The organism is Providencia sp. PROV073 (genome assembly GCF_033688125.1).
GTDB lineage: Bacteria > Pseudomonadota > Gammaproteobacteria > Enterobacterales > Enterobacteriaceae > Providencia > Providencia hangzhouensis.
In genome coordinates, this window is record NZ_CP096353.1 from 1,785,627 (window position 1) to 1,803,815 (window position 18,189).

Here is an 18,189-nt window from a genome sequence, read left to right on the forward strand (position 1 = left end):
AATAACTTATAACACTAATAAATATATTATTGGTGTTATCTTTTCTATTACTTTCTAGGTATATGACCGATGATTAGACTTTATATTAAAAATATTTAGTCTATTTCCCCTTATGATCAAATCCACCATAACCAATTGATATAAAAGATTTATTTATCATATTTTTATATGAAATATAACTGGTAATTCTATAAACTTATTGTAATATAATATATCAATTAGCTATATCAGAAATAGTAATTAAGATAATCTATTTTTCTAATATTAATGTGAAGAGATTTCAATTTTCACATATCAATATTGGGGTAATATCTTATCTCTATTCTTTCTTATTTATATATAAAAATTATAAGGATGGTAAAGTGTCGGCTCTGGAACAATTTATCGGTAATACCCCATTAGTAAAGCTTCAGCGTTTAACACAAGGGATTGAAGCTGAAATTTGGGTGAAACTTGAAGGTAATAACCCCGCAGGTTCAGTGAAAGATCGCGCGGCATTTTCAATGATTAATGAAGCGCAATTACGGGGTGAAATTAAGCCAGGTGATACGCTAATTGAAGCAACTAGTGGAAATACAGGTATCGCGCTTGCGATGATAGCCGCAGTAAAAGGCTACAAACTGAAATTACTCATGCCAGATAACATGAGCAAAGAGCGGCAAGCTTCAATGCAAGCCTATGGTGCAGAACTCATTTTAGTGAGTACGGCTGTTGGTATGGAAGGTGCCCGCGATTTGGCTAAGGAAATGGAACAAAGAGGTGAGGGGAAAGTTTTAGACCAATTTAACAACCCTGATAACCCATTAGCTCATTTTAAAACAACAGGCCCTGAAATATGGCAGCAAACCAATGGTCGCATTACCCATTTTGTATCGAGTATGGGAACCACCGGGACCATTACCGGGGTAAGCCGCTATTTAAAATCCCAGTCAGATGATGTCCATATTGTTGGGTTACAACCTGCGGAAAAAAGCCAAATTCCGGGTATTAGGCGTTGGTCACCAGGTTACTTACCCGGTATTTTTGATGGCTCATTAGTTGATAGTGTACTGGATATAAACCAGCAAGAAGCTGAAGAGACTATGAGAGCTTTAGCTAAAGTTGAAGGCATCTTTTGTGGAGTGAGCTCGGGTGGAGCGGTTGCCGGTGCGTTAAAAGTGGCGAAAGCTAACCCTGGAGCGGTCATTGTGGCAGTAATTTGTGACCGAGGAGACCGTTATTTATCAACAGGTGTATTTAATGAGTGAGATAATTTAATGGCAAGTCTGTGCTCAATAAAAAATCCCCACAAATGAAAAACCATCAGGCAAGGCCTGATGGTTTTAACTAAATATTGGCAGTTAAGTTATTTCTTAATACGCATGATGACAGTTTCACCGACTGTCACTGAGCCTGTCAGTTTGTTTAGTTCTTTGATTTCGTCCATATTAGAAATGACAACTGGCGTTAGAACAGATTTTGCTTTCTCTTCTAACAGCGCTAAATCAAACTCGATGATTAAGTCGCCTTTCTTCACAGTTTGGCCTTCTTCAGCGATGCGTTTAAAGCCTTCACCTTTAAGTTCAACGGTATCAATACCGAAGTGAACAAATAGTTCTATACCATCATCTGATTCAATAGAAAACGCATGGTTAGTTTCAAATATTTTACCAATTGTACCGTCTACAGGGGCAACGATTTTGTTACCCGCGGGTTTAATCGCAATACCATCACCAACAATTTTTTCTGCGAACACAACGTCTGGAACATCTTCAATATTGACAATCTCACCCGATAAAGGTGCGATAATTTCAATACTGCCACTGCTACTTTTGTCTTCCGAAACGAGTGATTTCAGTTTGTCAAACAGACCCATGGACCTTCTCCTAATCGTTTTATATGGGACCGAACTAATGTGCTGTTCTTAGCATAACGTTTTTTCTTGGATAAAGGTATCTACAAGTTTCATCAATTCATCCGCTGTGGGTTGAGCAAGTGCTTGTTCAGCCAAAGCTTGGGTATCAGTAAAGCTCGCATTGCGAATTAACTTTTTGATACGCGGAATTGAAATCGCGCTCATACTAAATTCATCCAGCCCCATGCCAAGTAGCAATAAGGTTGCACGCTCATCTCCAGCTAACTCCCCACACATCCCAGTCCATTTACCTTCAGCGTGTGATGCATCGATCACTTGCTTAATTAAGTTTAGGACAGCAGGTGACATCGGGTTGTAAAGATGAGAAATCAGTTCATTACCACGGTCGACCGCTAAAGTGTATTGAGTGAGATCGTTCGTCCCAATACTAAAGAAATCAACTTCTTTTGCCAAGTGGCGAGCAATAACAGCTGCGGCTGGTGTTTCAACCATCACACCGACTTCAATTGACTCGTCAAAAGCTTTACCTTCTTCACGTAACTGAGCTTTAAGCATTTCTAGCTCTGCTTTTAGTTCACGAACTTCTTCAACGGAAATAACCATTGGGAACATAATACGCAGTTTACCAAATTTAGAGGCTCTTAAAATAGCTCTTAATTGTGAGTGTAAGATTTCTTTGCGATCAAGACAAATACGAATTGCACGCCAGCCGAGAAATGGGTTCTCTTCTTTTGGTAAATTCATATATGGCAGGTCTTTATCACCGCCGATATCCATTGTACGGACAATAACGGCTTGGCTGCCCATTGCTTCTGCAACGGCTTTATAAGCTTGAAACTGTTCTTCTTCGGTAGGAAGAGAGTCTCTATCCATGAATAAAAACTCAGTACGATAGAGCCCAACGCCTTCTGCGCCATTGCGCTCTGCACCAGCGACATCACGTACAGTACCGATATTCGCACAAACTTCAACTTGATGACCATCAAGGGTGATGGCAGGCAAATCTTTTAATTTTGCGAGCTCTTCTTTTTCTTGTAGATATTCATCACGGAAAGCTTTCAGTTTGTCGATTTCGGCTTCAGATGGGTTCAAGTGGATGGTGTTGTTGACACCATCTAATACAATGAAATCGCCATTTTTAATTTTGCTGGTGGCATCACTAGTTCCAACAATGGCAGGTAACTCAAGAGAACGCGCCATAATTGAGGTATGTGATGTACGGCCACCTAAATCAGTAATAAACCCTAATACTTTATCTAAATTTAGCTGTGCGGTTTCTGAAGGGGTTAAATCCGCAGCCACTAAAATAACTTCTTCGCTGATTGCACTTAAATCAACGATAGGAATATTTAAGATGTTTTTTAATAGACGTTTGCCAATATCACGCACGTCAGCGGCGCGTTCTTTAAGATATTCATCATCAAGGGATTCAAGCGCTTGAGCTTGATCTTCAATAACGGAATACGCAGCGGCATCTGCCGTTTTTTTATCGCCTTTGATTAAAGAGACAATTTCTTGTTCCAGCTCTTCATCTTCTAGCAGCATGATATGACCTTCAAAAATCTCAGCTTTTTCGGCTCCAAGATTTTTTTCGGCTTTCTCTTTAATCAAATTGAGTTGTTCGGCTGATTTGTTACGACCCTCAATAAAGCGAGCAATTTCTTTATCAACCTGATCGTCAGCAATTTTTTTTGTGCTAACAACGATAGGATCTTCTTTGAGGATTAAAGCCTGACCAAAAGCAAAACCCGGGGATACTAAAATTCCTGAAATCATAATATTACCTTACTGCTGCTAGTGCTTGGAGTTCTGATGTTGCAGAGACGACAATGAATATAGCCGATTATACAAATGTCCCCGAATGACATCACTCAGGGACATTGAATGAAATCAGTAAATGCTATTTTCGTGCGAAATTATTCTAATTCGCCCATCAGTTTAACTAAATGTTCAACGGCTTCTTTTTCGTCTTCGCCTTCAGCAGAAATTGTCACAACTGTGCCTTGCGTTAGGCCTAAGGTTTGTAATTTAAACAAACTTTTTGCGCTAGCGGATTTGCCGCCAGAAATTAAAGAAATGTCGGAAGAGAATGCTTTTGCTTCTTTTACGAATTGAGCTGCAGGACGAGTATGTAGACCATTTGGTGCCGTAATAGTAACTTCTTGCTGAAACATAGTATTTCCTCAATAACTTTCGTTTTTTTAATTACCCAGCCAATTGTAGATGAAATAGACTAGGTTTGCGTATAAGTTAGATTATTAACTTGAAAAAAGGTTTCCTACTTTGTGCGGTATCAACCCTTTTTCTGTTTTTCTTGCGAACTCGATACTTTTTTCTCGTTGGCAAATTATTTTACTCGCCCTAGAGGTTGGCTAAAAAGTGATTAATTTCGAGGTGCAAAATAATTACTATGTTTAATACTAAACCCCGAATTATAAATCATCTCCATCCGTGCTAAAGTTTGATCTATGCCACAAAAAAAGCACCATTTAGGTGCTTTTTTAACGATATTGTAACGAAGTTATGCTACTCAGCCGAGATGTCAGCAAACAGGGCTGTAGACAAATAACGCTCACCTGAAGAAGGTAAAATAACGACGATATTTTTACCTTTATAGGCAGGGTCTGCGGCAATTTTAGTGGCAGCAGCAATAGCAGCGCCTGATGAGATACCCGCAAGAATTCCTTCTTTTTCCATCAGCTCACGAGCCGTTTTGATGGCTTCGTCATCGCTGATTTGAATGACCTTATCGAGTAATTTTAAATCTAAGTTACCCGGAATAAAACCAGCGCCGATCCCTTGTATTTTGTGAGGGCCCGGTTTAATTTCTTCGCCCGCTAAAGCTTGGGTAATAACAGGGGATGTTTCTGGTTCAACAGCCACGATAGTCACATCTTTGCCTTTGGTGTTTTTCAGGTATTTTGCAATCCCTGTAATCGTCCCGCCCGTACCAACACCTGCGACTACAACATCGACATTGCCGTCAGTATCTTCCCAAATTTCAGGTCCAGTGGTTTTTTCATGGATTTCAGGGTTTGCTGGGTTATTAAACTGTTGAAGTAATAAGTATTTTTTAGGGTTGCTATTCACTATTTCTTCAGCTTTAGCTATTGCACCTTTCATGCCTTTTGCCCCCTCAGTTAAAACGAGGTTGGCACCTAATGCTTTGAGCAGTTTACGGCGCTCAATACTCATGGTTTCAGGCATGGTTAACGTCAATTTATAACCTCTCGCCGCAGCGACATAGGCTAAAGCGATACCCGTATTTCCACTAGTTGGTTCAACTAATTCTTTGTCTTTGTTTAGGATACCTTTTTTCTCTGCATCCCAAATCATGTTAGCACCAATACGGCACTTAACACTGAAGCTTGGGTTGCGAGATTCCACTTTTGCTAAAATATTGCCATTACCAAAATGTTTTAGGCGAACAAGAGGGGTGTGGCCAATGGTCAACGAGTTATCATCATAAATTTTGCTCATGGGATATCCTTAAAAATCGGTTAGCCAGTAATGTAATCGGTATTAATTAAAAATAATGAGATGGATTCAACATACGTTAAGAACAAATTAATGCAAATATGATTTGAGTATAAGCTTATAACGAAATGTTATTTTAGATCTAATAGTTCTAAGGAATAATTATAGTGTAACAATAATAAGTAAATAAAAGAGCGCAGGCGATAAACCTGCGCAATGATTTAATAGATTAGTAGCGTGCGTAACGCTCACGATACCTGTCAACCCACATCAATGTTGCACCACAAACTGCAACAGGCATGATCACTAAGTTGACAAAAGGCACCATCATTAACAAGCTAATGACGCCACCAAATTGAACGTTTCTCATCCGCTCTTTGGCAAGCGCCTGCTTCATTTCGTTAAAGCCAACACGGTGGTTATCAAACGGGTAATCGCAATATTGGATTGACATCATCCAAGCACCAAATAAAAACCACAGTACGGGGGCGACTGTTTGGCCAATACCGGGTATGAAAAATAGGATTAATAACCCAATAGCGCGAGGTAAGTAGTAACCGATTCGGACAAACTCGCGCTTTATCATACGAGGAACATCTTTTAATAACTCAGCAACACCGGTATCTGGTGATGGTTTACCCGTTAACTCGGCTTCGAGTTTTTCTGATAACCAACCGTTAAAAGGTGCAGCGATTATATTAGCAACCGTACTAAAAAAATAGGTAAACACGAGCAAAATAGAGATAACAGCGATTGGCCAAATAACATAATCGAGCCATTGTAGCCAGTCAGGAACGTAACTCATCACTTGGGCTATCCAGCCGCCAAGCTTTGTATATAACCACCAAAATGCGCCGCCTAAGAATAAAATATTGGCTAATAGGGGCAAAATAACAAAACGTTTAATACCGGGCCGAGTGATTAATCTCCAGCCTTGTGTAAAATAATAAAAACCAGAATGGTCTTTTTGTGTCGAAAATGTCGATTGGGTCATACTTCTTGTTCTCTCCTTTTCGGTTGACCATGTATCATATAGATATGAAATTAGGCTGACTAGCCATTATTCGCTTAAAAAAGCAGCAAATGAAAGCGGAATATTCTCTTTCTTGTAAGAAAATCGTTCTGGGGGTTGCACTTAGAGCAATTGAGAAATAATCTTAAGGAAGTTTCCGCCGTGTTGGCATTATCATTCATCAACTAGAGATAGCAGCGATGCAGGATTTGCGTCTGATATTAGTGGTCGTAGGTGCGATAGCGATTGTCGCTTTATTACTGCATGGTTTATGGACCAGCCGTAAAGAGCGCTCAAAGTTATTTCGCGACAGACCCGTAAAACGTAGAAAAAACGATATGCAGGAGAATTCATCAGAATATGATGATTCTGCATTATTTACTGAAAATCAACCGACTCAGCAGGCGCCTGTTCATCCCGCTGCGACTGAGCCTGTATATCCGGTAAAAAATGAGTCTCCAGTTGAGCCTAATATACAGCCAAAAGCATCGGTTGAACCTGACATTATTATGAACAAGGAGCCTGAGGCTAAATCGCCGGTTCATAATGAGCCTACGATGCATCAACGTACTGAACCCGTTCATGTACCCGAACAACTCACCATTAATATGAGTGAGGAAGTGATTGTTGAGCCAGCCACTGAAACTGTCGCTGAACCACATATTGATTCAACCAAATTGAGAGAAGAGCCTCAGCCGAGCACCTATGAACAAGAGACGCAGCATATTGAGAAGAAAGCTGAGCCGCAGGAAAATTCTGCTACAACAAGTAGCAAGGAGACAGTCCTGGTACTTCACGTAGCCGCTTTGCAAGGGCAGGAACTTCAAGGTGAATTATTACTGCAAAGTATTTTACAAGCCGGTTTCCAATTTGGGGAAATGAAAATATTCCACCGCCATGTAAACCCGTCTGGTACGGGACCTGTTTTGTTTAGCTTAGCCAACATGGTGAAACCGGGCTCATTCGACCCAGAGACAATGGCTGATTTTACCACCCCAGGGGTTTCCATGTTTATGATGGTCCCGTCTTACGGTGATGCAGGGCAAAACTTCAAATTGATGTTGCAAGCTGCTCAACGTATCGCATCAGATGCGGGAGGGGTTGTTCTTGATGACGAACGCAAAATGCTGACACCTCAAAAAATAGAGGTGTATCATGCTCGAATTAGAAACACATTAAGTTAAATAAACGTTGAACAAAACCCCCATTAATTGGGGGTTTTTTATCTGTATGAGTGAATCATGACTACCAAACAAGAAATAGACGAATTAAAAAAACAGTTACGTCATCATGAATATCAATACCATGTATTAGATGCCCCCGAAATTCCAGACGTAGAATATGACAAGTTAATGCAACGTCTAAAAGAGATAGAGGCACAGCATCCTGAACTTGTCACAAGTGATTCACCGACTCAACGTGTTGGTGCCGCACCATTGGCTGCGTTTGATACCGTACGCCATGAAATACCTATGTTATCCCTAGATAATGTTTTTGATGAAGAAAGTTACCTTGCGTTTGATAAGCGGGTAAGAGATCGTTTGAAAAATCATCAAGAACTGACTTTCTGTTGTGAGCTCAAGCTCGATGGGTTAGCGGTAAGTTTGTTGTATGAAAATGGTGAATTAGTACAAGCGGCGACTCGTGGTGATGGGACCGTAGGTGAGAATATTACCGCGAATGTACGAACCATACGAGCTATCCCATTGCGTTTAAGGGGAAGCAATATTCCTGATCGCGTTGAGATCCGTGGCGAAGTCTTCATGCCCCAAAAAGGTTTTGAAGCACTCAATGAGCAGGCACGTAAAACGGATGGCAAAGTCTTTGCAAACCCGCGTAATGCGGCTGCGGGTTCGTTACGTCAATTAGACCCACGTATTACCGCCAAAAGGCCACTCACTTTTTATTGTTATGGTGTTGGGCTTGTGGAAGGTGGCTCGTTACCGGACACACATTATGACCGTTTGATGCAATTTAAAGCATGGGGTTTACCGGTTAGTGATTATGTTCAATTACGTGTTGGTCATCAGGCCGTATTAGATTTTTACCATGAAATTGAGCAAGTTCGACCTGATCTTGGCTTTGATATCGATGGGGTAGTCATTAAAGTTAACTCAATTGCTATTCAAGAAGAGTTAGGTTTTGTTTCTCGGGCACCTCGCTGGGCGACAGCGTTTAAATTCCCAGCTCAAGAACAAGTCACATTATTAAAAGATGTTGAATTTCAAGTTGGGCGTACAGGTGCTATCACGCCTGTGGCGCGTTTAGAGCCCGTGCAAGTCGCAGGTGTGGTGGTCAGTAATGCGACGTTACACAATGCAGATGAAATTGAACGCCTTGGCGTGCATATCGGTGATACGGTCATTATTCGTCGAGCAGGGGATGTTATTCCACAAATCGTCAGTGTTGTGGTTGACAAACGACCAACAGATAGCCGTGAAATTGTCTTCCCGACCCATTGCCCTGTATGCGGTTCTGATATCGAACGAGTTGAAGGTGAAGCGGTGGCACGCTGTACTGGTGGGCTTATTTGTGGGGCACAACGCAAAGAAGCACTGAAACATTTTGTCTCACGCCGAGCAATGGATGTGGATGGCATGGGCGATAAAATTATCGACCAGTTAGTCGAAAAAGAGTATGTCAAAACGCCGGCAGATTTATATCAATTAAGTGCGGGTATCTTAACAGGCTTGGATAGAATGGGGCCGAAGTCGGCACAGAATCTGGTTGATGCACTCAATAAGTCTAAGCAAACAACATTGGCTCGCTTTATTTATGCCCTTGGAATTCGTGAGGTTGGCGAAGCAACGGCGGCAAACTTAGCAGCGCATTACACCACACTTGAGGCTGTGATGGCGGCGGATGAAGAGTCACTAAAAACCGTTCAAGATATTGGTCATGTAGTTGCGAAACATGTGGTCAATTTTTTCCGTGAACCTCATAACCAAGCGGTGATTGAAGATTTACTGACGAAGGCAAGTATTCATTGGCCTGAAGTAAAAGTCGTTAATAGTGCAGAAATCGATAGCCCATTTGCAGGTAAAACAGTGGTGCTAACAGGGTCAATGAGCGTATTGACGCGTGATGAAGCCAAAGACAAGTTAGTGGCTTTAGGTGCAAAAGTCTCAGGAAGCGTCTCGAAGAAAACGGATTTAGTCATTGCAGGTGAGGCCGCTGGTTCTAAATTAGCCAAAGCAAATGAACTTGGCATACGCGTTATTGATGAAAATGAATTGGTTCGTTTGCTGAATATTTAATAGTGAACTATATTCAATTTGACTTAGTTGCCTACGATCTCTGTAGGCAACAATTTTATACGCAGGTTGTTGTAAGTCTTAACTTAAATTCTCAGTAAAATTTCTGTGCAAAAAAAGCGAATGCTAGGAATTGTTATAGTTGAAACGTGATCCCCTTCTTCTTTTTGCAAAATACACCTAGTAAGCTTTCATATTAATGTGACCTCTGTCTCATTTAAATGTTGTCTATTACATAGAATATGCACATAGACTGATTCTTAAATTTGTTGGAGTCGCATATGACCTCGATCCTGCATTTCGTTTTATCTTTAGTAGTAATTGCCGCTCTTGCCATTTTAGCCAGTAGTAACCGTAGAGGGATCCGTCCTCGCTATGTTGTTCAACTACTGGTTATTCAAATTGCATTAGCTTATTTGTTCTTAAAATCGAATATTGGCGAATCTTTTGTTCTTGGTGTGGCTGGGGTATTTACTCACTTGCTAGGCTATGCAGCAGAAGGGACTAAATTTATTTTTGGTGGCATGATTGAAGGGAACTTAGCGTTCTTCTTCTTACAAGTGTTATGCCCAATCATCTTTATTTCTGCGTTGATCGGGATCTTACAGCACGTCAAAATTCTCCCTATCGTGATCCGTATCATCGGTACCGTGTTATCGAAAGTGAATGGTATGGGTAAGTTAGAGTCTTTTAACGCAGTCAGTTCATTGTTACTGGGTCAGTCAGAAAACTTTATTGCGTATAAAGACCAATTGAACCGGATGTCAGACCGCAGAATGTACACCATGGCGGCAACTGCCATGTCAACGGTATCTATGTCTATCGTTGGGGCATACATGACCATGTTAGAGCCGCGTTTTGTGGTCGCTGCATTGGTTCTAAATATGTTTGGTACTTTCGTCGTACTATCACTGATTAACCCGTATCCACCTGAAGGTGAAGAAGATATTCAAATGAGCAACCTGCACGAAGGGCAAAGCTTCTTTGAAATGTTAGGTGAATATATTCTTGCAGGGTTTAAAGTAGCGATTATCGTTTCAGCGATGTTGATTGGTTTTATTGCCCTCATTGCGATGATTAACGGTATTTTCTCAGCTGTATTCGGTATCGACTTCCAAACCATGTTAGGTTACGTATTCTATCCATTTGCATGGATGCTCGGCATTCCTGCCGATGAAGCCTTACAGGTTGGCGGAATTATGGCAGTGAAAATGGTAACGAATGAATTCGTTGCGATGGATGGCTTACAAGCGATTGCTGGTGGATTATCTGAGCGTTCTGTTGGTATCTTATCCGTATTCTTAGTTTCTTTCGCTAACTTCTCATCCATCGGTATTATTGCAGGTGCGATTAAAGGCTTAGATGAGAAACAAGGTAATACCGTGGCTCGTTTCGGTTTAAAATTACTGTATGGTTCAACCTTAGTTAGCTTCTTATCCGCAGCGGTTGTTGGGTTAGTTTTGTAATCCACTAAAACATGTTAGATTAAAAAACGGCGTTCAAATGAGCGCCGTTTTTTATGCTTTGATACGAAAGAGAAATAACAATGGAAAAACAAGATCTCATTGATATGGCCAATACGTATATGCCATTTGGTAAATATAAAGGCTGTATCTTAATTGATTTACCTGAAGAATATTTATTATGGTTCTATAAGAAAGGAGAGTTCCCTGCTGGACGTTTAGGGCAGTTAATGGAGATGACCCTAGGACTAAAAATAGAAGGCTTAGAAGGGCTGGTAAAGCCTTTAAAACGGAGTTAATCGTGGCCTAGTGCGTGAGTAATTTTCTGACTTAAAGTAATAAATAGTTTTTGTTCTTGGGGCGTTAATGCTGCTTTGACCTTAGCTGCATTTTCAGCACGTCCTGTGGCTGCACGCTGCAAAAAATGATGCCCTTTGTCGGTTAAACGGGTGATCAGCTCCCGTCTATCTTCTTCAGATTGATATTGCTCGACAAATTCATAAGATTTCAGAACTCGAAGAAACTTCGATAAATTTTGGCGAGAGAGCCCAAGTGATTGGCTTAACTGGCTTGGTGTTAAATCCCCTTTTAATCTCAATATCTCTAGCACATCATATTGACCCCAAGTTATTTGCTCTGGGGTAAAGCTAACTCTGCGCGCAACTAGCGTACATTGCAGCAGGGAAAGCGCATCTTCAAGAGAATTTGGCATCATGAAAACTCCGTAACATTCAATCTATTGAGTATATATTGATTTTAATAATAAGACGACCAGTTGATTAACTTTGGTTAATTAATTATAGTTAACTAAAGTTAATCATAATTGAGGTGAGCTATGGGGAAGTTTAATCAGCGAGTTGCATTGGTTACAGGGGCATCGACAGGTGTCGGTTTTACTATTGCACAAAAGCTGTATTCACTTGGCGCGATAACGGTAATTACGGGGCGCAATGAGGTCGCTTTACAACAAGCCGCTAGAGAGATAGACCCAACAGGACAACGTGTCTATGCCATAAAAATGAATGTCGCAAATGCACAAGACTTTAAAACAACAGTCGAAAAAATTGAGCAACAATACGGTGTTTTGCACTATTTGGTGAATAATGCGGGGATCACTGGACCTCATGGCGTCAATATTGAGGATTATCCTTTAGAGGCTTGGCATGAGGTGATTGAAACCGATATAACAGGGACATTTCACGGTATGAAGTATAGTATTCCTGCGATTTTGCGTAGTGGTGGGGGAGCTATCGTAAATTTATCAGCTTGCAATGGGGTAACAGGAATAGCGGGTATAGCACCTTACACTGCAGCAAAGCATGCGGTACTGGGATTAACACGTTCCGCTGCCTTAGAGAACGCTCAAAAAGGTATCCGTATCAATGCTGTTGGCCCTGGCTATATAGAAACACCGAATATTAGTGCATTACCACAGGAAACGCAGCAATGGATGGCTTCTACTCACCCAATGGGCAGAATGGCTACTCGGCTAGAAATTGCTAATGTGGTGGCCTTTTTGTTATCAGAAGAAAGTAGCTTTATAACCGGTGCATTTATTCCTATTGATGGTGGTTATACCGCTCAGTAATTCATAATCTAAAAGATATTATTGATTTAAAATGGAAGAGGTGAATAGTGACTTTTAGTATTTAAGTGATTGGTGGAGCTAAGCGGGATCGAACCGCTGACCTCTTGCATGCCATGCAAGCGCTCTCCCAGCTGAGCTATAGCCCCAATCGAAATGTTTTGTATTGTGCCACCTAACAGGGAATTAGATGGTGGAGCTAAGCGGGATCGAACCGCTGACCTCTTGCATGCCATGCAAGCGCTCTCCCAGCTGAGCTATAGCCCCAAACAAAATCTTTTGGACGGGATGCATCATATTCAAGCTAAGTTAGAGTGTCAATAAAATAATCGGGTTTTAGGTTTAATTGCTGAAATATAGAACATTTTGCAATCAGTTGAGTGGAGAAGGGAGGATGAATCAGAGAATTGGCCCCCAATAAATTGAGGGCCAATAATATTAAATTATTGAGCAGAAGCTTCACGTTCAGCGATAAACGCTAAGGCTTTCTCAATACGAGTGATAGAGCGAGCTTGACCGATAGCGTGAACGGTCACATCAAGGCCTGGAGACTGGCCAGCACCTGTCACAGCAACACGTAAAGGCATACCCACTTTACCCATACCCACTTCTAATTCAGCGGCAGTTGCTTCGATGGCTTGATGAACATTCTCAGCCGTCCAATCAGTGATCGCAGCTAATTTATCTTTTACGACTTCTAAAGGCTGACGAGCAACAGGTCGCAAGTGTTTTTTCGCCGCATCAGCGTCAAATTCTTCGAAATCTTGGTAGAAATAGTGGCAAGATTCCGCCATTTCTTTTAATGTTTTACAACGTTCACCAAGTAATTTGATTAGATCAACTAATTGAGGTCCTGTGCTGGTATCAATATTCTGTTGTTCAATATGCCATGCAAGATAGGTTGCAACTTCTTCTGCTGGTAATGAATTAATATAGTGGTGGTTTAACCATTGCAGTTTTTCAGTATTAAACGCGCTTGCTGACTTGCTGATAGCGTCAAGGCTGAAATACTCTTTCATTTCTTCAACAGTGAAAATCTCTTGGTCGCCATGAGACCAACCTAAACGCACAAGATAATTAAGAAGCGCTTGCGGCAAATAACCGTCATCACGATATTGCATAACACTAACCGCACCATGACGTTTTGATAGTTTTTTACCGTCATCACCTAGGATCATCGAAACGTGAGCATACACAGGTACTGGTGCCCCTAATGCTTTTAGAATGTTGATTTGGCGAGGCGTGTTGTTGATATGGTCTTCACCACGGATAACGTGGGTAATTTCCATATCCCAGTCATCAATAACCACACAGAAGTTGTAAGTTGGTGAACCATCAGTACGACGAATAATTAAATCGTCCAGCTCTTGGTTACTAAATTCAATTGGCCCACGAATTTTGTCGTCAAAAATAACGGAACCTTCTTGTGGGTTACGGAAACGAACAACGTGCGGCTCATCAGGTGTATGGTTGTGTGCATGGTCACGGCAGCAGCCATCATAACGAGGCTTTTCATTATTTGCCATTTGCTCTTCACGTAACGCTTCTAAGCGCTCTTTCGAACAATAACAACGATAAGCGGTACCCGCATCTAACATTTGGTCAATGACATCATTATAACGGTCAAAGCGTTTAGTTTGATAGTAAGGGCCTTCATCCCAATTTAAATTCAACCAGTTCATACCGTCCATAATGGCGTCGATAGCTTCCTGAGTTGAGCGTTCTAAGTCAGTATCTTCAATACGCAGGACAAATTCGCCCTGATTGTGGCGACTAAATAACCAGGAATACAGAGCGGTACGTGCACCACCAACGTGTAAATAGCCAGTTGGGCTTGGTGCAAAACGGGTTTTGATTTTACTCATCGAGATTGCCTTAATTGCAAAACATGTTTTTGAAGCGCTTATCTGTTTACTGTTTAGAAGACTAAAAACAGGCACAATTAACTTGATGGCGAGTTTGATGTTCTAAGCAGTGAAATGTCTAAGCATTGCTAAAATGTATATCTATTCTATCATCCTACAATGATTCCTCAATCAAGTTATCAGGATAGAAGACAAGAAATTAGTTTGTTTCGCCAAATTTGACATAAATAAATACGCTTTAAAAATAGTTTCTGTTTTTTTCTTAAAAGAATAAAGAGAAAATGATAGGTAATTGATTAAAAAGGCAGCTTTTCTGGTGAATATTGAAACATCTTGATTATTTTTGCAACGAACGAAAAAAATCTATTGAAAAAGCGTTGACTCAGAACTCAGTATCCCTATAATGCACCTCCATCGACGACGGGGCGATTAGCTCAGTTGGTAGAGCACCTCCCTTACAAGGAGGGGGTCAGTGGTTCGAGCCCGCTATCGCCCACCACCGTTGACGATGAAAAATAAATAATTGGGCGATTAGCTCAGTTGGTAGAGCACCTCCCTTACAAGGAGGGGGTCAGTGGTTCGAGCCCGCTATCGCCCACCAATTATTTATTATAATGTAGTATAAGTCATGAAGTGGGCGATTAGCTCAGTTGGTAGAGCACCTCCCTTACAAGGAGGGGGTCAGTGGTTCGAGCCCGCTATCGCCCACCACTTCATCAGTTATTTGCATTAAAACACAATTTAGATGGGTCGTTAGCTCAGTCGGTAGAGCAGTTGACTTTTAATCAATTGGTCGCAGGTTCGAATCCTGCACGACCCACCATCTAAGCAGTAAAAAATCAGATCTTCCAAGATGGGTCGTTAGCTCAGTCGGTAGAGCAGTTGACTTTTAATCAATTGGTCGCAGGTTCGAATCCTGCACGACCCACCATCTCAAGCCATTCCCAAGCAAGTAATCCAATTTAACCGTCACCTAAGTAAACACTCAGTCGTTAAGCCGTACCTCGACAAGCTGGTTGCAGGTTCAGCCCGTAGGGCAAATCCGAAGGATTTCAATCCTGCACGACCCACCATCTCAAGCCATTCCCAAGCAAGTAATCCAATTTAACCGTCACCTAAGTAAACATTCAGTCGTTAAGCCAGACCTCGACAAGCTGGTTGCAGGTTCAGCCCGTAGGGCAAATCCGAAGGATTTCAATCCTGCACGACCCACCATCTCAAGCCATTCCTAAGCAAATAATCCAATTTAACAATCACCTAAGTAAACATTCAGTCGTTAAGCCAGACCTCGACAAGCTGGTTGCAGGTTCAGCCCGTAGGGCAAATCCGAAGGATTTCAATCCTGCACGACCCACCATCTCAAGCCATTCCCAAGCAAGTAATCCAATTTAACCGTCACCTAAGTAAACACTCAGTCGTTAAGCCGTACCTCGACAAGCTGGTTGCAGGTTCAGCCCGTAGGGTAAATCCGGTCGTGTATTCAATATAGAGATCATCATAATAGATAGTGTTCACGTTCAATGAATGTCCCGATAATTTTGTCATGCATTTCAGGTGACTTCGAGTAACCTAACGTCTTACGGTTAAGGCGCTTCAAGCGGTTTCTCAGATTCAAATTCTCTCTTTCTATTCGTTGCGTATAAAACTTACTTGCTACATGTTTCTGCTTGGGCAATATCTCATAAGCACTGAACTTATCCGTGCACCAAAAAGCGACATTAAACCTAGACAGTAAAGCCAGTAACTGGCGAAGAGTCCTTTTGTTTCGACGACCAAACGTATGAGCAATAATCCGTTTTAGGCGGGGCTCCCACGCATACCAAAGCCAGCGTTGTTGCTTCTTATTAGTCACAAAAGACCACTGTTCATCGACTTCGCAAAGGAGTTCAATGTGCAGATTATCAAGAGGTAAAGAGGTTACCTGTCTAGGCGAGAGTTTTTTAAAGTACGAACAACCGCATTAATGCTGATATGAAGGGCCCTAGCAGTATCACGAATACCGGCATTATTCATCGTGAGGTCGATAATTTTATCTTTAGTTCCGGGTTGGCAAGCACGATATTTATAATCGAGTTGGAAGCTTCGGCAGCAATCTTGGCAACGATAACGTTGATGACCAGTGCTACCTAATCCATGTTTTTTCACTGGGGGCGTTTGTTGACAAAATGGGCACCTTACATCGACTTTAGCCATGAATATTCTCCGATAAATTACCCTATATTACAGGTTAATCACCGGATTGAATACATGACCTGAAAGATGGTATGATTGTTGCGTTATCTAATGACCCCGTTAATGCAGAGCGTGGCGCTAGGATCCTGGAAAAGTTAGGTTGGATTACAATTAAGCCTGATGTGAGTACATTAAGTTTTAGTGTTAATGATATCTCCCCAAATGAATATAACTTAGATATTCGAGAAACCGATGCGGCTCAAGGGTTGCGATTATTAGATGATGTTGATTTTGTCGTTGTGAATGGTAACTATGTGGCAAGTGCCGGCCAACGTATTGCAGATGGTTTAGTTGTAGAAAACTCACCGCTAGAGCATCGCGTTATTGTGACTGTCATGCAAAAAGACCTAGATGCTCAGTGGGCAAAAGATTTGAAAGAAGCTTTTGAATCTAAAGAGTATGCAGATTATATTCGTTCTCAGCGTATTTATGATGGTTTTATTGAACCTGACAGCTGGAACAAATACCCTAAATAAAATCCTAGTCTATTTTTTTATTATTAATATTATATTAACCACTAATTTTTATTAATTAGTGGTTTTTTGCTATAAAAGATAAATATCTTACTGATTTAATATGAAAAAGATTCGTGTTGAATTTGTAGACAACAGGATGTTTTTTCGTTATTTAATAGGTTAGGAAAGGTATTATAAAAATAGTCTGTAGATAATTTTATTTAGAAAATAGAACTGACAGGGGAAAATATGAGCAATGAATTAATTGATGCATTTAATGTAATAAAATCTAAAAAATGGGTTGATTTGACACATAGCTTCGATAAAGACTCACCGCATTTTTTTATGTTTGACTCTGCTGAGTTTAAAACATTATTTGGCTATCCAGAAGGTTTCTTTGCACAGCAATTTACATTTCCAGGACAATATGGCACCCATATTGATGCTCCCTGTCATTTCGTTGAAGGGAAACGTTATTTACATGAGCTTGAATTAAAAGAACTTGTTCTGCCATTGATTGTTATTGACCAGTCTGAAAGGGCAAAAGAAGATCCTAATTTTGCATTTTCTCTTGATGATGTCCTTAATTTTGAAGCGAAAAATGGCCGAATTGAATCAGGGAGTTTTGTTGCATTACGTACTGACTGGAGTAAACGTTGGCCATCACAAGAGCTGATGGATAATAAAGATGACGAGGGCAATAACCAAATACCGGGTTGGGGAATGGATGCACTTAAATTTTTATTTGAAGAACGCGGAATAAAAGCGATTGGCCATGAAACATTTGATACTGATGCAGCAAAAGATTTTCGAAAAAATAATGCGTTACTTGGTGAGTATTATGTATTAGAACAAGATACATACCAAGTTGAATTACTTGCTAATTTGGACCAAGTCCCCACGCGTGGTGCTGTAATTTTTAATATTGTTGCTAAACCAAACAATGCTAGTGGTTTTCCTGTTCGTTCTTTTGCAATACTGCCATAGGATT

Annotated in this window: 16 protein-coding genes and 7 tRNA genes; 13 read left to right on the forward strand and 10 right to left on the reverse strand. The window is 40.9% G+C overall.

The annotated features are described in order from the left end of the window. Positions 1-362 precede the first annotated feature (362 nt). Entirely contained in the window at positions 363-1,247 is an 885-nt protein-coding gene (cysM, locus tag M1F17_RS07900) for a cysteine synthase CysM (protein ID WP_036958988.1), read from the forward strand. Between the two features lie 98 nt (positions 1,248-1,345). Here cysM and crr read toward each other — a convergent pair whose 3' ends face one another. The 5 genes from crr to cysZ all read right to left on the reverse strand — a co-directional run bounded on the left by crr (position 1,346) and on the right by cysZ (position 6,326). Beyond that, complete coding sequence (crr, locus tag M1F17_RS07905; protein WP_004264878.1) at positions 1,346-1,855, reverse strand: PTS glucose transporter subunit IIA; 510 nt, start codon at positions 1,853-1,855, stop codon at positions 1,346-1,348. Between the two features lie 48 nt (positions 1,856-1,903). Further along, positions 1,904-3,631 carry a phosphoenolpyruvate-protein phosphotransferase PtsI gene (gene ptsI, locus M1F17_RS07910; RefSeq protein ID WP_004264877.1) on the reverse strand — a complete coding sequence of 576 codons (1,728 nt, stop codon included), beginning with the start codon at positions 3,629-3,631 and terminating at the stop codon, positions 1,904-1,906. A gap of 140 nt (positions 3,632-3,771) precedes the next feature. After that, positions 3,772-4,029 carry a phosphocarrier protein Hpr gene (ptsH, locus tag M1F17_RS07915; protein WP_004264876.1) on the reverse strand — a complete coding sequence of 86 codons (258 nt, stop codon included), beginning with the start codon at positions 4,027-4,029 and terminating at the stop codon, positions 3,772-3,774. A gap of 352 nt (positions 4,030-4,381) precedes the next feature. Continuing rightward, positions 4,382-5,335, reverse strand: a complete 954-nt coding sequence (cysK, locus tag M1F17_RS07920; protein ID WP_004264875.1) for a cysteine synthase A — start codon at positions 5,333-5,335, stop codon at positions 4,382-4,384. A 226-nt stretch (positions 5,336-5,561) separates the two neighbouring features. Then, a complete protein-coding gene (gene cysZ, locus M1F17_RS07925) occupies positions 5,562-6,326 on the reverse strand; it encodes a sulfate transporter CysZ (RefSeq protein ID WP_004264874.1) in 765 nt (254 codons plus the stop codon). A 218-nt stretch (positions 6,327-6,544) separates the two neighbouring features. Between cysZ and zipA the strand changes: the two genes are divergently transcribed. From zipA to M1F17_RS07945, 4 genes are all read left to right on the forward strand, one after another. After that, positions 6,545-7,528 carry a cell division protein ZipA gene (zipA, locus tag M1F17_RS07930; protein WP_004264872.1) on the forward strand — a complete coding sequence of 328 codons (984 nt, stop codon included), beginning with the start codon at positions 6,545-6,547 and terminating at the stop codon, positions 7,526-7,528. A 57-nt stretch (positions 7,529-7,585) separates the two neighbouring features. Then, positions 7,586-9,601: an NAD-dependent DNA ligase LigA gene (gene ligA / locus M1F17_RS07935; protein WP_272656757.1), complete on the forward strand. Its 2,016-nt coding sequence runs from the start codon at positions 7,586-7,588 to the stop codon at positions 9,599-9,601. Positions 9,602-9,879: 278 nt separating this feature from the next. Then, positions 9,880-11,064: a NupC/NupG family nucleoside CNT transporter gene (locus tag M1F17_RS07940; protein ID WP_004264869.1), complete on the forward strand. Its 1,185-nt coding sequence runs from the start codon at positions 9,880-9,882 to the stop codon at positions 11,062-11,064. Positions 11,065-11,144: 80 nt separating this feature from the next. Then, entirely contained in the window at positions 11,145-11,360 is a 216-nt protein-coding gene (locus M1F17_RS07945) for a DUF3820 family protein (protein WP_196732337.1), read from the forward strand. Here M1F17_RS07945 and M1F17_RS07950 read toward each other — a convergent pair. Beyond that, positions 11,357-11,776: a MarR family winged helix-turn-helix transcriptional regulator gene (locus tag M1F17_RS07950; protein ID WP_004264867.1), complete on the reverse strand. Its 420-nt coding sequence runs from the start codon at positions 11,774-11,776 to the stop codon at positions 11,357-11,359. The genes M1F17_RS07945 and M1F17_RS07950 overlap by 4 nt on opposite strands. Positions 11,777-11,896: 120 nt before the next feature. Between M1F17_RS07950 and M1F17_RS07955 the strand changes: the two genes are divergently transcribed. Then, positions 11,897-12,649, forward strand: coding sequence for an SDR family NAD(P)-dependent oxidoreductase (locus tag M1F17_RS07955; RefSeq protein WP_004264866.1), 753 nt, complete (start codon positions 11,897-11,899; stop codon positions 12,647-12,649). Positions 12,650-12,719: 70 nt separating this feature from the next. On the opposite strand, the gene M1F17_RS07960 is transcribed toward M1F17_RS07955, so the two are convergent. From M1F17_RS07960 to gltX, 3 genes are all read right to left on the reverse strand, one after another. Then, positions 12,720-12,795 (reverse strand) — tRNA-Ala (locus M1F17_RS07960). A gap of 42 nt (positions 12,796-12,837) precedes the next feature. Continuing rightward, a tRNA-Ala gene (locus M1F17_RS07965) sits at positions 12,838-12,913 on the reverse strand. Positions 12,914-13,089: 176 nt separating this feature from the next. Continuing rightward, entirely contained in the window at positions 13,090-14,511 is a 1,422-nt protein-coding gene (gene gltX, locus M1F17_RS07970) for a glutamate--tRNA ligase (RefSeq protein WP_094961729.1), read from the reverse strand. Between the two features lie 423 nt (positions 14,512-14,934). Between gltX and M1F17_RS07975 the strand changes: the two genes are divergently transcribed. The 5 genes from M1F17_RS07975 (at position 14,935) to M1F17_RS07995 (ending at position 15,442) form a co-directional block, all read left to right on the forward strand. Beyond that, positions 14,935-15,010, forward strand: a tRNA-Val gene (locus tag M1F17_RS07975). 26 nt (positions 15,011-15,036) lie between these two features. Continuing rightward, positions 15,037-15,112: transfer RNA gene (locus M1F17_RS07980), tRNA-Val, on the forward strand. Positions 15,113-15,146: 34 nt separating this feature from the next. After that, a tRNA-Val gene (locus tag M1F17_RS07985) sits at positions 15,147-15,222 on the forward strand. A 36-nt stretch (positions 15,223-15,258) separates the two neighbouring features. Next, a tRNA-Lys gene (locus M1F17_RS07990) sits at positions 15,259-15,334 on the forward strand. A 32-nt stretch (positions 15,335-15,366) separates the two neighbouring features. Continuing rightward, positions 15,367-15,442: transfer RNA gene (locus M1F17_RS07995), tRNA-Lys, on the forward strand. 564 nt (positions 15,443-16,006) lie between these two features. Here M1F17_RS07995 and M1F17_RS08000 read toward each other — a convergent pair. Next, a protein-coding gene (locus M1F17_RS08000) for an IS1 family transposase (protein ID WP_104872948.1) occupies positions 16,007-16,704 on the reverse strand; the annotation gives its coding sequence in 2 pieces (ribosomal slippage) (positions 16,007-16,455 and positions 16,455-16,704; 699 coding nt in all). A gap of 71 nt (positions 16,705-16,775) precedes the next feature. Here M1F17_RS08000 and M1F17_RS08005 point away from each other — a divergent pair. Both M1F17_RS08005 and M1F17_RS08010 read left to right on the forward strand, forming a co-directional pair. Next, the gene (locus M1F17_RS08005; protein ID WP_318837351.1) at positions 16,776-17,219 is read left to right on the forward strand and encodes a MetQ/NlpA family ABC transporter substrate-binding protein; all 444 of its coding nucleotides are present in this window, start codon (positions 16,776-16,778) and stop codon (positions 17,217-17,219) included. Positions 17,220-17,447: 228 nt separating this feature from the next. Next, a complete protein-coding gene (locus M1F17_RS08010; RefSeq protein WP_004264854.1) occupies positions 17,448-18,185 on the forward strand; it encodes a cyclase family protein in 738 nt (245 codons plus the stop codon). Positions 18,186-18,189: the final 4 nt, after the last annotated feature.

Bases quoted from the DNA above. Each gene is read 5' to 3' on its own strand.
- M1F17_RS07945 (WP_196732337.1), top strand. From the start codon at position 11,145: ATGGAAAAACAAGATCTCATTGATATGGCCAATACGTATATGCCATTT.
- cysZ (WP_004264874.1), bottom strand. From the start codon at position 6,326: ATGACCCAATCGACATTTTCGACACAAAAAGACCATTCTGGTTTTTAT.
- zipA (WP_004264872.1), top strand. From the start codon at position 6,545: ATGCAGGATTTGCGTCTGATATTAGTGGTCGTAGGTGCGATAGCGATT.
- crr (WP_004264878.1), bottom strand. From the start codon at position 1,855: ATGGGTCTGTTTGACAAACTGAAATCACTCGTTTCGGAAGACAAAAGT.
- M1F17_RS08010 (WP_004264854.1), top strand. From the start codon at position 17,448: ATGAGCAATGAATTAATTGATGCATTTAATGTAATAAAATCTAAAAAA.
- M1F17_RS08005 (WP_318837351.1), top strand. From the start codon at position 16,776: ATGATTGTTGCGTTATCTAATGACCCCGTTAATGCAGAGCGTGGCGCT.
- M1F17_RS07940 (WP_004264869.1), top strand. From the start codon at position 9,880: ATGACCTCGATCCTGCATTTCGTTTTATCTTTAGTAGTAATTGCCGCT.
- gltX (WP_094961729.1), bottom strand. From the start codon at position 14,511: ATGAGTAAAATCAAAACCCGTTTTGCACCAAGCCCAACTGGCTATTTA.
- ptsI (WP_004264877.1), bottom strand. From the start codon at position 3,631: ATGATTTCAGGAATTTTAGTATCCCCGGGTTTTGCTTTTGGTCAGGCT.
- M1F17_RS07955 (WP_004264866.1), top strand. From the start codon at position 11,897: ATGGGGAAGTTTAATCAGCGAGTTGCATTGGTTACAGGGGCATCGACA.
- cysK (WP_004264875.1), bottom strand. From the start codon at position 5,335: ATGAGCAAAATTTATGATGATAACTCGTTGACCATTGGCCACACCCCT.
- ptsH (WP_004264876.1), bottom strand. From the start codon at position 4,029: ATGTTTCAGCAAGAAGTTACTATTACGGCACCAAATGGTCTACATACT.
- ligA (WP_272656757.1), top strand. From the start codon at position 7,586: ATGACTACCAAACAAGAAATAGACGAATTAAAAAAACAGTTACGTCAT.
- M1F17_RS07950 (WP_004264867.1), bottom strand. From the start codon at position 11,776: ATGATGCCAAATTCTCTTGAAGATGCGCTTTCCCTGCTGCAATGTACG.